We start from the raw sequence: 15,311 nt of genomic DNA, 5'->3' as shown, positions 1-15,311 counted from the left end.
TGCGTAGATACATTCTCAGTATTTACTTAATTTTTACATTGCCAGTCTAACGTAGTAGGATTGTTCAAGTGAAAGGGTACGCCTTGCAGGGCGAGTAGCCATCGATCGCTAGCAGGCACCCTAAAATAAGAGCAAAAGACGATTCCTAAAACAAGCACACTCCATGCGTATTTCTCTAAATTGGCTGCGCGAACTAGTAGAGATAAAACTTAGTCCAGAAGAATTAGCCGAAACCCTGACAATGGCGGGGTTTGAGGTTGAAGAGATTGAAGACCGCCGCACTTGGGCAAATGGCGTGGTGATCGGCAAAGTGCTTGAGCGTCAACCCCATCCCAACGCCGATAAATTGAGTGTTTGCCAAGTGGATATCGGTACAGGTGAAACTTTAAATATTGTCTGTGGCGCTGCCAATGTGAAGGCAGATATCTATGTGCCTGTAGCAACTACGGGTACTTACTTACCCAAAATTGATTTAAAAATCAAACCTGCAAAACTACGTGGTGTCCCATCTCAGGGCATGATTTGTTCTTTAAAGGAACTCGGTTTGCCCACCGATGTAGACGGAATTCATATTTTTACCCAGGAAAATTTACCATTGGGTGGTGATGTGCGGCCGTTGTTGGGTTTAGATGATGTAATTTTAGACCTCACCGCAACTGCCAATCGCGCTGATGCTTTAAGTATGGTAGGTGTAGCCAGAGAAGTAGCCGCTTTAACGGGTGGAAAGTTGAGCATTCCTGAACCTGCTGAAGTATCTATTCCCAAAAATGCCGGAAATTTAGCTTTAAAAATTGCCGATACCCAAGCTTGTCCTGCATACATCGGTACGGTAATTGAACAGGTGAAAATTGCTCCATCTCCCGAATGGTTGCAACAGCGTTTGCGGGCGGCTGGGGTACGTCCCATCAGTAATGTTGTGGATATTACTAACTACGTTTTGTTGGAATGGGGACAACCACTGCACGCCTTTGATGGCGATCGCCTAAAATCTGTTGCAAGTAGCGAAAATTTAACCATCGGCGTTCGCTTCGTCAATAATGGAGAATCGCTCAAAACCCTAGATGGGCAAACTCGCACCCTAGCATCCCAAAATTTGTTAATCACGGCTAACGAAAGGCCCGTTGCACTAGCGGGAGTCATGGGTGGAGAAGAAACAGAAGTCCATGCAGGTACTCAAAGTCTAGTTTTAGAAGCAGCTTTATTCGATTCCGTGGCAATTCGCCGTTCTTCTCGGAGTGTGGGCTTAAGAAGTGAGGCTTCTGGCAGATACGAACGGGGAGTTAACCGAGCTGAATTGGAAATAGCTAATCGCCGCGCTTTATCCTTAATTAGCGAATTAGCCAGTGGAATTATTGTCCAGCAAGAAATTGCCGACACCCGCCCCGATCCGTCTACTTGGAGTCGTTCTATCGCCCTGCGTTTAGAACGAGTTAATCAGATATTAGGGCCCATCGATTTAGAAGAGGACACAGGCGAACTCCAAGGACAAGATGTTGAGCGCATCCTGACTGCATTGGGGTGTCAGTTAACTTCTTCAGGAGAAGATAGCAGCCATCAACCTACATGGTCTGTTTCTGTCCCACCCTATCGTTACCGCGACTTAGAGCGAGAAATTGATTTAATTGAAGAAATCGCCCGTCTCTATGGTTACAACAAATTCTGCGATACTTTACCAGAAAAAGCGGAAGCTGGTTATCTGCCTTTAGACGAGGAACTGATTCGCAAATTACGAGCTTTCCTCCGAGCTGAAGGATTGACAGAATTAATCCACTATTCTTTAGTCAAACCAGGAGAAGACAGAAATATAGTCCTGTCAAACCCCTTATTTGTTGAATATTCAGCGCTGCGAACCGATTTGATATCTGGGTTAATTGATGCCTTTCAATACAATTTAGAGCAGGGTAATGGTGCCCTTAACGGTTTTGAAATCGGGCAAATTTTCTGGCAAGAAGAAGACGGTTTGCAAGAAACAGAAGCCTTGGCGGGAATTATCGGAGGCGATCGCAGCCTTGGCAAATGGTCAAAAAGTGGACGCGAAGAACCCATCACCTGGTTTGAAGCCAAAGGCATTTTAGAAAGTGTATTTCGGCAACTGAGCTTGCAAATCGAATTTCAACCCGATCGCCGTGACGATCGCTTACATCCAGGACGTACCGCTTCCCTGTGGATTCGGGGTAACAGACTAGGGATTTTTGGGCAACTCCATCCCCAATTGCGACGAGAAAAAGGTTTACCAGATTCCGTTTATGTTTTCCAGTTGGATCTAGATGTGCTTTTAGATTCTCTGGGAGAAGATGAAGTTCTCGTCCCCACATTCCAGCCTTATTCTACATATCCAGCTAGCGATCGCGACATTGCCTTTTTCGCACCCGTGAAAATCTCAGTTGTCGAAATTGAAAAAGTAATTACCAAAGCTGGTAAAGATTTGCTCGAATCGGTGGAATTATTTGATGAATATCGGGGTGAAAACGTCCCCGAAGGACAGCGGAGTTTAGCATTCCGCTTAATTTATCGGGCTAGCGATCGTACTCTGACTGAGGCTGAAGTCGAACCAGTACATAATAAAGTCCGCGAAGCTTTGGTGGAAAAATTCGGTGTTAACTTGAGAAGTTAGTCATTTGTCGTTTGTCATTTGTCATTTGCTAGGAGTGAGAAATTAATCATTTCTTACTCCCCGATGCACTGGCTGCAAAATCTAAAATCCAAAATCTAAAACTTGTACTGAGCGAAGTCGAAGTATCCAAAATTCAAAATAGTCTTAACCATGCCTAAATATGTACTCTGGGGAACTTACTGCGAAGACGTTATCGAAAAACGCGCCCCCTATCGTCAAGCTCATTTAGACGGATTAGCAAAACAGAAAGAATCCGGTGTGCTGATTACTATCGGCCCCACCAAGGATGTTACAAAAGTTTTTGGGATTTACGAAGCCGAAGACGAAGCCACTGTGCGCCAGTTAATTGAAAACGATCCTTACTGGAAAAATGGCATCTGGACTGAATATTCAGTCAAAGAATGGATTCAGGCTTTATAAATTGGTGTTGGGTATGGGGAAATGAACTCGGAAGTTGAGCCTTTTAACTCGGAAGTTGAGCTTTTGAGCATGAACGTTGAGCCTTTTAACTCGGAAGTTGAACCTCTGAACTCGGAAGTTGAGCTTTTGAGCATGAACGTTGAGCCTTTTAACTCGGAAGTTGAGCCTCTGAACCTAAAACTTTTAGTTTTAACTCTCATCCATCTCTCCCATACCTCCATGCCCCATGCCCCATGCCCAATGCCCAATGCCCATTCCCCACATAATATGAAAATTTGGCAGGTTGATTTTTATCGTCGTCCCTCACAAGATGCGTCTGGACAAATTTTATGGGACTTGTTGATTTGTGACGCAACTCGCAGCTTTGAGTATGAAGCTAGCTGTCTCCAGTCAGCAGCAAATTCTAATTGGGTTGCGACTCAACTTGAGCTAGCTGCTGGTGAAAAATTGCCAGATGTAATTCAGGTATTTCGTCCTCAGTCTCTAAGCTTAATTGAGGCGGCTGGACGCAACTTAAGTATAAATGTCGAACCTACCCGCCACACCTTGGCGTTAAAGCAGTGGTTACAAGAAAAGCAATATCCCTCAACGCTGGATAAACCACCCCCAGCACCATTACCAGAAAACCTTTGGGGAGAACAATGGCGTTTTGCGACTCTAGCTGCTGGTGATGTAGAAACGAGATTTAGCGATCGCCCCATTCCCGTTTTGCACATCCCAGAACATTTCAAACCGATCAATTTAGGTTTGGCATCAACAGTCCCCGTTCCTGGTGTAGTAATTTATGGAGGACGGCAATCAATGCGCCTAGCACGGTGGTTGCAGCAAGCCCGTGCCGTCAGCTTGAACTACATTTCTGGCGCACCGGATGGCTTAATATTAGAAGCTAGCTTGGTGGATAGATGGATTGTTGCCACATTTGAAGATCCAGAAATTACAACAGCAGCCCAAGCATTTGAAGAACGCAAAAAGCATTGCCGAGGATTACATTTTTTGTTAGTTCAACCCGATGATTCTGGTATGACTTATAGCGGCTTTTGGTTATTGCAGACAGAAAATTGATATTAATTGCCAAAAATATTTGTCTGTAGTTCTGGGATTTGTGGTTTAGAGGTGTTAGAGAATAAAAATAGAGATAAAAGTGAGACAAAGGCAATGAACAACTTAAACTATTTCTTCCTGCTTTTGACTTAAATACATCGCAATTCCTTTCTCGTAGTAAGCTGCTTCATTAATAAAAATAGGATAAACAGTAGACGCTCCTTCATATAAAATATCTTTTCCTTCAAAAGTCAGAAACATTGGATCGCCTGGATGCAAAGGTTGATAATCTCTAAACTGAAGCTGGGGGTGAATCATGGCTTGAATTTCCCCGCGTAGGGGCAGCCCTTCTCTACGAGATGCTGCGCTCAGGAACCGCTTGCCGTAGGCATCGCTTCTAGGATAATCGACAGTTCCAATGTATTTATAAAGTGTAAGGTGGTTGGTTGTCTGCGGAATATTCCCCTGGTTGCACCTTTCAAAATAATCTAAAACTGCATAAATAAGCTGTTCTGTTTCTTGAAATAATTCGCCGTTTAAAACATTTTGAGCTACGGCACCAACTTCTATAACAAAACCCAATTCGCACAAAGAACGGAGAAAACCATGTTCTTTGGATTCTTGATTAATAAAGACTTTCACCAAAGGATTGATAGAACTTAAATAAGCGCCTAACCGCAGCAAGAAAGGATGCATATCACAAAAAATCAGAGTTAACCCCATATTGGCAGTTGTGCTGTGCAAATCAACAATTACATCTACAAAAGGCTGATTTTGCGGTTGCAATATCTGTTGAATTGCTTTTGCCCGCATATCTTCATAACTTGAGAGTTGGGGATTTTGTAAACCTTGATTAGTGAAACAACGATTTAAATCTTTTTCAATGTATCGTTTGCCTTCTTCAATAGCTTTGAGATTGCCAAGTAATGCCAGAGTTTCAAAACTTGCCCTATTAATTAAATTAGGATATTGCTGAAACTTCTTGACTAAATGTACTCCTGTTAACTCATTACCGTGGTTTCCTCCAACGATCGCAACTCGTTCAATCTGACTCATAACAACCTCATATCTAAAAAACTACCCTACAGTTATTGAGAATGGTGCAAGATCCAAGATAGAAGTATACCTGCTGCTGACTAAATCTTGTAAAAGCCTGACTCAATCGCTCCATGTTCGAGTCAAAATATGATAACTGTTAAGCTGTTGGTTTTGGTATAAAAGGGGAGCAAATTTATGGAGAAGGACTTTCAAGCGATGCCTCCGACGGGCTACGCCTACGCTGAACTTTACAAAAACGCTCTCCTTAAGGACGTACTCCCCTTTTGGGAAAAATATTCTCTTGATTGGCAGCAAGGCGGCTATTTCACCTGCCTTGATCGCGAAGGCAAAATTTATGATACAGACAAATTCATCTGGCTGCAAAACCGCCAAGTATGGACTTTTTCCATGCTTTACAACCAGTTAGAAAAGCGCGAAAATTGGCTAAAAATTGCCAGCAACGGCGCTAATTTTCTCGCCCAACATGGCAGAGATAGCGATGGTAACTGGTACTTTGCCCTCACCCGTGAAGGGAAACCATTGGTTCACCCTTACAACATCTTTTCTGATTGCTTTGCGGCGATGGCATTTAGTAAATATGCACTCGCTGGCGGTGAAGAATGGGCAAAGGATGTAGCGATACAGGCTTACAACAACGTATTACGCCGCAAGGACAATCCAAAGGGCAAATATAATAAAACCTATCCCGGCACACGCCCGATGAAATCATTGGCTGTACCGATGATTTTAGCTAACCTGACTCTAGAAATGGAATGGTTGTTGCCAAAAGAAACACTAGAGAATGTCTTAGCTGAGACAGTCCGCGAAGTGATGACCGATTTTCTCGACCAAGAACGGGGACTAATGTACGAAAACGTTGCCCCTAACGGTTCTCACATAGATTCTTTTGAAGGACGACTGATTAATCCAGGTCACGGTATCGAAGCGATGTGGTTTATCATGGACATCGCCCGTCGCCAAAACGACACCAAAACTATCAACCAAGCCGTTGATGTGGTGTTAAACATCCTGAATTTTGCTTGGGATAGCGAGTACGGCGGATTGTATTACTTTATGGATGCAGATGGTCATCCCCCACAACAATTGGAATGGGATCAAAAGCTGTGGTGGGTTCACCTAGAATCTTTGGTTGCATTAGCAATGGGTTATCGCCTGAGTGGGCGTGAGGCGTGTTGGAAATGGTATCAAAAGATGCACGATTACGCCTGGTCACACTTTGCTGATTCAGAATACGGTGAGTGGTTTGGCTATCTCAATCGCCGTGGAGAAGTATTGTTGAACCTCAAAGGCGGCAAATGGAAAGGATGTTTTCACGTACCGCGTGCATTGTACCTTTGTTGGCAGCAGTTTGAGGCATTGTGATACCTGCGGCAGTAAACAACGCAGTCAGTTTAATCTCTGCTAGTGTACAAGTACTATTGGAAAGATGTCTCATGAATGTTGTGACACCTAAGCGATTTACGATCGCAGAATACCATCAATTGATTGAACTCGGATTTCTGACAGAGAGCGATCGTATTGAATTGATTCGAGGGGAACTGATTCAAATGACAGCAAAGGGAACGCCTCATACAGTTTGTAGTTCTATCCTATGCCGTCAATTGGATCGGCTTTTAGGCGATGGAGCAGTCATCCGTGGACAAGATCCTATTACCCTTCCTAATCAAAGTGAACCTGAGCCGGATGTTGTCATTGCAAGAGGAAGAGATGAAGATTATCTTACTCATCATCCCTATCCCGAAGATATTTTGTTAGTAATTGAAATTTCGGATAAAACCATAGATTACGACCAAACAATCAAGTTGTCATTGTATGCAGAAGCCGGAATTTCTCATTACTGGATTGTGAATTTATCGGCTCGTCAACTTGAGCGTCATAGCCAACCGTATCAAAATGCTCAAAATAAGTTTAGCTATCTCAGCAAGCAGATTTCTCTATCTAACCAGTCAGTGGCGATTCCTGGATTTGAAAATACTTTATTAGACTTGAGTCGCTTGTTTCCAGACAGTGCTAGTGAATGATTTTGTTGGTGCGATGCCTACGGCGGGCTACGCCTACGCGTAAAAGAGTATTCTATTCTCTGAAACACGTTTAAATACTGATACCTTATGCTTTAAATGATTTAATTAAAGGTATTGCCTAAACAAAAAACTTTTAATATGAGAAAACTGTCTTTGATTCTCCCCTTAGCTATCCTAGCTTTTGGCAGTGTAGTTGTTAAAAGCCAAGAAATTTCCTCACCCAATACTTACACTCAATCTGTTACCCGTGAAGTTTTAACGAGTGGTTATCCTGCTCAAGATCAAAAGCAGATTCTTGAGCTTGTACGCTATACCATTGCACCAAGAGCAAAACTCCCTACTCATACTCATCCGGGAATGCAGGTTGTACATGTAGAAGCGGGAACTTTAACTTTTACTGTTGTGGAAAGAGAAGCTAAAGTTACCAAAGCTAACGGCACAGAGTTGATTCTTCAAAAAGGAAAAACTATACAGATGACAGTGGGAGATTCTTTAGTTGAATCTGCCGGAATGGTTCATTATGGAGAAAACCAAACAAACAAACCGATTATTCTGTTGTCTGCTTCTCTATTTAATGCTAATCAACCAAAAGTTATTTTAACTAATCCTGAAAACAGATAAATTTTTCAATCTGCTTGTTCTTCTGGCTCAGTGTCTTCATTATTAATTACAAACTAAATTCGGCTGCGCCATCCTCATCCACATCTGCATCCTTACCCATAGCAGTAGGTTTAAATTTAGAGCCATGAATTAATTCACTAAACGCAATTCCTGAATTTTGGTGAAGAATATTCAACACACTCATAAAATCTCGCACAATTTCCCCTGGTGTGAGTAAGGCTTCTGCACCCAAGCGATTAATAATTTCTTGCACAAACTCCTTCAACTCACGATTTGTCAAAGTCTGTTCATAACCAAAATTGAGTGCATGAATCTCAGCTAAACGTTGCAAAAGCGTTAAAATTTCTGCTTCACTCAACGGATTTAGTCGAATTACTGACCCTAAATGTTCCTGAACATTAACTTGTGCAACAAAACGGCTTTCTTTTGTGCGTCTTTGCCAAGCTTGGTCTGCAAAAAGTCCTCGTTTAGGATCTTCTAAAAATTTAGTTGTTCCACCAACAACAATGCCAAGATGTTCTGCTTTACATTGCATGGTGTCGTTAAACATTGCGAGGAGTCGATTATAATTTTTTTCTCGTGTAACGGTGGTAGATATTTGATATAAATGTACAGCTTCATCAACTAAAATTAACAGTCCTTTATAGCCAATTTCAGCAACAAATTTAGCAAAGAGTTTTATATAGTCATACCAACTATCATCATCAATAATTACCCGCACTCCTAAAGCAGCTTTCGCCTCAACCTTAGTAGTAAATTCTCCGCGCAACCAGCGCATCGCTGCATTTTTTAAATTATCATCATCCAATCGGTAGCCACGCCAATAAGCGATAATCACGCTACCAAAATCGAAACCGTGAACTAAATCTTCAATATACTGAACTACTTCCCTAATTTTTGATTCAACTTGGTCATCAAAACCATCGTCATTGGGACGCATTTCAGTTTCTTTAACCACTTCTTGCTGAATTTTATTAATCCATCCTTCTAAAATCGAGACTAAAGCACCACCATCAGGACGAGTTTTTGTAGCTAGGTGGCTCATTAATTCTCGATAAGTGGCTACACCTTCATTGTTGCTTCCAGCTAATCGGCGTTCAGGGGCTAAATCAGCATCAGCTACTACAAAACCTTGCTCCATAGCGCGGTTACGAATTAGTTGCAATAAAAAACTTTTTCCAGAACCGTAGTTACCAATTATGAAGCGAAATGCTGCGACACCTTCTGCAATATCGTCAAGATTTTGTAATAGGCTTTTGAGTTCTTTTTCTCGACCTACCGCGATATATTCAACTCCCACTCTTGGTACGACCCCTGTACCAAGAGAATTGATTAAAGCAGTGGAAATTTTTTTCGAGATTTTGAGCTTTGCCATATATTACACTTCACTTTATTCTAAACGTAGAAGCACGCAGTAAGTAGGTAAGGTACATCACCTTACTACTAAATCTTACGACGGCAATAACAATTTAATTTGACGAAGTATGTCTAGCCATGAGGTCTTCATACATCGCTATCATTTTTTTGACATCTGTTATATACTCTTGATAAACTTTTGGACTTTCCGAATCAGAATTAATTATTAATTCACCAATAGTATCATTTGCCCGTTCATTTATAGAATCAATTAATAAATTTGGCATAGTAATATTTGCTTCGGCAATTTTTTTAATAGCACTATTGGGATTATCTTGTTCAACTATAGCTTTTAATACTTGTAATTCATGTCCTGGAAGATTTCCGAGAAAATTAGTCCATTCTTCGGGGATATTTTCCGATGTCTCAACTTCCGAATTGACAATTACATTTGAAGATTCAATTATTTCCGAAAATGGAAACAATTCAATATCATCTTCTTGGGAATTCTCCGACAAAGGCTCTGGATTCAAGGTTTCTACTTGTTGTAATAATTCCCATACTTGATTTTGTAATGAGTCTCGTTCTTCTTGCAATAATGAAACTTGCCCTTGTAGTTGCTGTAACTCGGCTTTGTATTCTGCTAGTTGAGTTTGTGAAGAATTAAGAATAGCTTGGATATTTTCTCTTTCGGTTTTCGTTGCTACCAACAATTGATTATTTTGGTTTGTCTCAACTTCTAGCTCTTGAATTGTAATTCGCAGTTCATATAATTTTTCTTCTAATTGGGGTTTGAGTCTGCCTAAAAGAGTTAAATTACTTTCAACTTCTTGTTTCTCGTGTTGTAGCTCATAAATTTGGCTTTGTAATTGGGTGATTTCAGCACGAGATACATTACAATTTGACTCTAGACGGCGCTTCTCTGCTGTGAGGATAGAAAATGCATTGTTCAATTCAGTTTGATTTTTCTGCAAATTGTTAATTTCAGTTTGCAGACTACTAACTTCTGTTTCTAATTGCTTCTTTTGTCCTGCAAAGGTTCTTAATTCTCGATGTAGGCTATCTCTTTTGCTACGGCTTTCTATGACTTGATTTTGCAACTGTTGTGATTCAGCATATAATAAATTATGATGTTCTTGAATTTGATTTATTTCTCTGACAACGCGAGCCTTTAATCCCTCCATATCTTTAATTCGCTTGCGCAGAGAACCTATAACAAACATTTCATAATTTCTGCGTCGCTTGTCTATGAATAATGCTGTTGTATGGATAGTAACGGCAGTAATTACACCTGTGAGAAAGGCTTTATTAAAATCCCAGCTTGGGACAAGGCTAAGACCAAAACTCACACTAAAGGCAACTATCACTAGTATAAATCGATTGCTGATCGTTACTGATTGCATATTGCTGGTTTTTAGCGTAATTAAATTATCTGAATAAGTAGCTCTCATAGTAATTTTTAATTAAAAATTATATACATATAAAATGCTTAATGTAAGTAGTTGCTAATCCATTGTTTTGTTTAGGGAAACAAGGCATATTTGTCAGCTTTAGTATCATAGTCGTTCTCAAACATTTAATTTGACTGACTGGTGCATAGCATTGTTGTGTAAATCACAAAAAAGTACAATCACCAATAAAATTTAATATTACGTGTTGGATATATTATTATTTGTATTGAAAAGTGTTAAATCTGCTTTTAAAAAATCAACAAACTGTCGTGCTGTACGTCCAGAACGACCATTGTGACGAGTGGCCCATTGTAATGCCTGAAATTCCAAATCTTCTTGGGTAATATTAATTTCAGCTTGTGCCACTAGATGTTGTACAATTTTTAAATAAGTTTTCTGATTGGCTGGTTCAAAAGTTAAGGTTAAACCAAAGCGATCGCTAAATGAAAGCTTCTCCTGCATCGTATCCCAGGCATGGATTTCCTCGTTATCCTTTGGTGCAGGTCTATCCACAAAAAACTCTCGAATCAGGTGGCGGCGATTAGAAGTAGCGTACACTACTACATTTTGAGGTCGCGCAGTTAAATTACCTTCTAAAACTACCTTGAGAGCTTTAAAGGCATCATCATCTTCTTCAAATGAAAGGTCATCGACAAAGATAATAAATTTTTGTGACACACCCCGTAAATGTTCCACGATTTCTGGTAAGTCTTTTAAATCAGATTTTGCTACTTCCAATAAGCGGAGGCTGCGATTGCTATATTCATTCAACAAAGATTTCACTAAAGAAGATTTGCCAGAACCGCGACTACCGTAAAGTAATACATGTAGTGCCATCTCTCCTGATAATAAAAACTCTGTATTTTTCAGCAAAGCATCTTTTTGAGATTCGTAACCGACAAGCGCACTCAGTTTAACTGGGTCAGAATACCTAATACCGATAAACTGACCAGATTGCCATCGTAAAGCGCGATATTCTGCAAATAAACCAGAGCCACATTGCCGATAATAAGCTGCTAACTCTTCTACAGCATCACCCCAATTATCTAACTCTTGTAGATATGTAGTAAATTTTGTCTCTACTCCTACTAATTCTTGCTCTTTATACCACACTACTGGTGAAATCGGCATGTGAGCTACGCCTTGTACCCATTCGCTCAAAGACGCGCTGCTACACTCATAGAGACTTTGCAATACTTGTAAATCATGCTGAACTGCTGTTACTAAAGCTGGAGGCAAATCTTCAAATTCTCGCACTCCCGCCAACCTTGTAAAAGGATTGTCAGAAAAGAGAATTTGAGTAATTAAATAGTCTTCCCAGTTTTGATTTCTAGCAGCCAAAGCGTGAAAGTAACTACCGTAGGCTTGGAGACAACCCCGTGCATCGGCTTCAGTGTAACGTATAGCTTGCAACAGTTCCAGAAATGCTATCCCCACTTCACCTTGCAGAACAGATTGGTACAGTAAAAGTGAGGCTGCTTGGCGCTGGAGATATTGAACCCTTGTATATGAGGAAGTAATTGCCATTGGCATCGCTTTATTATCCATTAATCAACTGTGTGGTATAGCTAAATAGCTATGGTAAATTGTCTGCTGACCCTGGCAGTAAAGTCAAAGTCTACATAGGTTTTAACAATGAATTTAAGTATAGTTGCTGCTTTTGCCTACGGCATATTAGCGATAGTGGGTGGCGTTATTGGCTACATTCAAGCTACAAGTAGAGTTTCACTCCTAAGTGGTAGCATTAGCGGTTTATTACTAATACTTGCCGCTTACTTTCAACTCCAAGGACAAACTTGGGGTGCGATTTTAGCAGTGTTAGTTACTACTGTTTTAGTAGTTTTCTTTGCATTTCGACTGGCAAAAACACGCAAGTTTATGCCTGCGGGATTAATGACAATTTTGGGTATGCTGGCATTGGCGGTGATGGTGAATCAATTTGTGGCTTTAAGGTAGCATTAGTCTCTCAGCAATAACCACCCTCCTGTTTTTTTTGGTATGGCATGACTTTCCCTGCTTTGAATTATATTAGTACATTTATATTACTGTAGGTTGTTACCTTGCCTAATAACTTCTAGCATTCTCAATGAGTTATGGCGATTTCTGTCTAAATAAGGTAAACGGGTAGGGGCGCACAGTACCTTTATCAAGGTGAGCAAAATTGTTGGCAAATAATTGCTCTTGGGACTGTGTTTTCTGTGCATTTTTAGTTAAATAAATTACTTTTCAACCACAGAGGCACAGAGAGTAGAGAGAGAAAAGCAAAAATTTTATCGCTGTTACGCTTCTACGAGACTACTGTTGAATTGCCTTTCCACATCTTCCATTTCGTACTTGATGTAGCCAAGGTTAAAGATGGCTGACAAGAGTTTTTCATCTTTTGTTAGCGTCTGATTATATTCTGATAGTGCGGCGTTATTCTTTCCTTTCTTCTGATAGACAATACCCCATCCAAAGTAGGCTTGTGCATTCTCAGGCTAAAGTTTTAACAGTTATCCGCCAACTGGTAATCACAAATCATACTTGAAAAATGCCGTGTTTCAAGCTTGACAAAAGTACACTTACATAAGATGCGCTCATATAGGCTTTGTTTGCGATCGCCCATAGTCATCTACAATTTGTAGGTGACGAAAATAACGTGATAACAAGCTTTCCAGACACCAATTCTGAAAATTAAATCAAAAAATAATTACTAATTGCTAAAAAACTCCGGTTTTTTTGGCTTGGTGATGATAAATAAAAGTAATAGTGTTGAATGTCATGCTTCGTATCGCGAAGGATTATTCAAATTCTTCGCTGCTTTGAGGATGACTACTGAACATCAAACAACATCTGCTACCAATCAGTTTTTTGCTGGGGATGCTTCTTGGCCACAAAAAAGGCTTTACCACAAAACTTACTCTAGATGTATCTAAGTAACTATGCTGATAAAGTGTAAAGATGTCACGGCATCTTGGAGCAAATTTTAAAGGAATTGCAAAAGACTTGGTGCCATTTTGGCAGGTTTTACTCCCAAATATGAGATATTAGTAGATTGTAGAAATCTTTATTGTTATTCACATTTCTCTTCTTGCATTAGTTCCTATCTACTAAAAACTCTTAAGACCAAGCAAATTTGACACGATAAGTTTAAGTAATTTAATGAAGTAGGAAATAATACATGGTATTATCACTGTCTTCTCATAATGTTATCCAGTATCTGCAAGAGGCGGGTCTGTGTAGCTCAGAAGATGGCCCATCAGACAAATCTGAGTTGCCAGGAAGTAGTCAGAACAATTTCAATTTACTAGTGACTTTAGCAGATAATCGCCAACTGCTCATTAAACAAAAACGTAACGTTAACAACAATGACGGCGCGCCTCATGAATTGTTTCAGGAGTGGCTGTTTCACCAGTTGCTACAACAGTTTCCAGTTTTAGGTAATACTTCAGCAATCGCGCCATTAGTAGTGCATTTTGACGAAGAAAATTCGATTCTTGTCCGTAGCTACTTGAATGAATATCTAGAGCTTGCGACATTGTACCACAATAATGAGATTTTTCCACAAGAAATTGCCTCTGCCATCGGCACAACTTTGGCGGGACTGCATCGCGCCACCTACAACCGCCGAGAATATCGGGATTTTATGGCAACTGCTCCCCAAGGAGAGTTTCGCTACGGGTTTTACAATCCAGCTCAAGGGGTAGGGTCAATTGGGCCGGAGATTCTTGGGACTGTTCCCACGGATGCACTAAAATTCTATGTTCTTTATCAAGAATACGAGAGTTTGGAATCTGCGATCGCAGATTTGGCATATAGCTGGAATCCTTGCTGCTTAACTCATAACGACCTGAAATTGAACAACATTTTGGTTCATTCCAGATGGGAGCAACTAGACAATTGTCTTATACGACTAATTGACTGGGAAGCTTGTTCTTGGGGAGACCCAGCCTTTGATTTAGGAACTTTACTGGCAAGCTATTTAGAAATTTGGCTCAAGAGTCTGGTAGTAGACCCTACCATTGAGTTAGAAGAATCTCTACATTTAGCGTTAACACCGCTAGAGATTTTACAACCTTCAATTATTGCCTTAATTAGAGCTTATATAAATGCTTTCCCGATGATTTTAGAATACCGCAGTGACTTTATTTCGAGGGTTATCCAGTTTGCGGGACTAGCACTAATTCATCAAATTCAGGAGATAATTACGTGCCAGAAACACTTTAACAATGTTGAACTGTGTATGTTGCAAGTAGCTAAAAGTTTACTTGTAATGCCAGAGCAAGCTGTACTGACCATTTTCGGAATATCAGAGTCAGAAATCCTGAATCCTGTGGCAAAGATTCATAAATTTCCTCAGCCTGTGAAAGAGCAGCAGTTACTTCGGATTTATTACGAAAAAACTCGGCTACGTGGTTGTTAGTAGTAAAGAGTAGAACAATCTGAAGAAGAATACACAATTCTGAATTCTGTATTTTGACTTCTTCTATTTTATTACAGTTTGATTTCTGAATGGATTAATGCTAAATTCCTCTATCAATCAATCGCTAAATTCTCTATTTGATATTGCTCAGAATATCCAGATTGAGTCAAATTTTTGTATTTACCATCCCAATTATCAACCCTTTGCTCTGCCGACTAAAATAGCCGATAGATTTCAGAAAAATTCCGTAGATTTACAACAGAAGTATCTTACTCTACTACTGCGAAATTTTCTCTATGGAATCTATTACAATGGCTCTCTACAAA

12 protein-coding genes and 1 pseudogene are annotated in these 15,311 nt (G+C 40.2%); 9 read left to right on the top strand and 4 right to left on the bottom strand.

The features are described 5' to 3' along the window. Positions 1-163: 163 nt before the first annotated feature. The 3 genes from pheT (at position 164) to RMY16_RS09805 (ending at position 4,096) form a co-directional block, all read left to right on the top strand. Positions 164-2,614 carry a phenylalanine--tRNA ligase subunit beta gene (pheT, locus tag RMY16_RS09815; RefSeq protein ID WP_322736189.1) on the top strand — a complete coding sequence of 817 codons (2,451 nt, stop codon included), beginning with the start codon at positions 164-166 and terminating at the stop codon, positions 2,612-2,614. Between the two features lie 150 nt (positions 2,615-2,764). Then, positions 2,765-3,034: a YciI family protein gene (locus RMY16_RS09810; protein ID WP_289799149.1), complete on the top strand. Its 270-nt coding sequence runs from the start codon at positions 2,765-2,767 to the stop codon at positions 3,032-3,034. A gap of 267 nt (positions 3,035-3,301) precedes the next feature. After that, complete coding sequence (locus tag RMY16_RS09805) at positions 3,302-4,096, top strand: Tab2/Atab2 family RNA-binding protein (protein ID WP_322736259.1); 795 nt, start codon at positions 3,302-3,304, stop codon at positions 4,094-4,096. A gap of 102 nt (positions 4,097-4,198) precedes the next feature. Here the strand turns inward: RMY16_RS09805 and RMY16_RS09800 are convergent, their stop codons facing one another. Beyond that, the gene (locus RMY16_RS09800; RefSeq protein ID WP_322736188.1) at positions 4,199-5,131 is read right to left on the bottom strand and encodes an aspartoacylase; all 933 of its coding nucleotides are present in this window, start codon (positions 5,129-5,131) and stop codon (positions 4,199-4,201) included. A 177-nt stretch (positions 5,132-5,308) separates the two neighbouring features. On the opposite strand from RMY16_RS09800, the gene RMY16_RS09795 reads away from it, so the two are divergent. The 3 genes from RMY16_RS09795 to RMY16_RS09785 all read left to right on the top strand — a co-directional run bounded on the left by RMY16_RS09795 (position 5,309) and on the right by RMY16_RS09785 (position 7,776). Beyond that, positions 5,309-6,496, top strand: a complete 1,188-nt coding sequence (locus RMY16_RS09795) for an AGE family epimerase/isomerase (protein ID WP_322736187.1) — start codon at positions 5,309-5,311, stop codon at positions 6,494-6,496. A 71-nt stretch (positions 6,497-6,567) separates the two neighbouring features. Next, positions 6,568-7,155, top strand: coding sequence for a Uma2 family endonuclease (locus RMY16_RS09790; RefSeq protein WP_322736186.1), 588 nt, complete (start codon positions 6,568-6,570; stop codon positions 7,153-7,155). Between the two features lie 138 nt (positions 7,156-7,293). Continuing rightward, positions 7,294-7,776, top strand: a complete 483-nt coding sequence (locus RMY16_RS09785; RefSeq protein WP_322736185.1) for a cupin domain-containing protein — start codon at positions 7,294-7,296, stop codon at positions 7,774-7,776. Positions 7,777-7,822: 46 nt separating this feature from the next. Here RMY16_RS09785 and RMY16_RS09780 read toward each other — a convergent pair whose 3' ends face one another. The 3 genes from RMY16_RS09780 to RMY16_RS09770 form a co-directional block, all read right to left on the bottom strand. Then, complete coding sequence (locus RMY16_RS09780) at positions 7,823-9,151, bottom strand: ATP-binding protein (RefSeq protein WP_322736184.1); 1,329 nt, start codon at positions 9,149-9,151, stop codon at positions 7,823-7,825. 94 nt (positions 9,152-9,245) lie between these two features. After that, entirely contained in the window at positions 9,246-10,535 is a 1,290-nt protein-coding gene (locus tag RMY16_RS09775) for a tellurite resistance TerB C-terminal domain-containing protein (protein ID WP_322736183.1), read from the bottom strand. Between the two features lie 246 nt (positions 10,536-10,781). Then, positions 10,782-12,131: an ATP-binding protein gene (locus tag RMY16_RS09770; protein ID WP_322736182.1), complete on the bottom strand. Its 1,350-nt coding sequence runs from the start codon at positions 12,129-12,131 to the stop codon at positions 10,782-10,784. 87 nt (positions 12,132-12,218) lie between these two features. On the opposite strand from RMY16_RS09770, the gene RMY16_RS09765 reads away from it, so the two are divergent. The 3 genes and pseudogenes from RMY16_RS09765 to RMY16_RS09755 all read left to right on the top strand — a co-directional run. Further along, complete coding sequence (locus RMY16_RS09765; protein WP_322736181.1) at positions 12,219-12,539, top strand: TMEM14 family protein; 321 nt, start codon at positions 12,219-12,221, stop codon at positions 12,537-12,539. Between the two features lie 1,204 nt (positions 12,540-13,743). Beyond that, positions 13,744-14,985 (top strand): aminoglycoside phosphotransferase family protein, encoded by a 1,242-nt coding sequence (locus RMY16_RS09760; protein WP_322736180.1) that lies wholly within the window; start codon positions 13,744-13,746, stop codon positions 14,983-14,985. Positions 14,986-15,082: 97 nt separating this feature from the next. Next, positions 15,083-15,311, top strand: a pseudogene (locus RMY16_RS09755) (hypothetical protein); the annotation flags it as partial.

The sequence above is a fragment of the Nostoc sp. DedQUE12b genome (assembly GCF_034530835.1).
Taxonomy (GTDB): Bacteria; Cyanobacteriota; Cyanobacteriia; order Cyanobacteriales; family Nostocaceae; genus Nostoc.
This window is presented reverse-complemented; position numbering and strand designations above follow the sequence as displayed.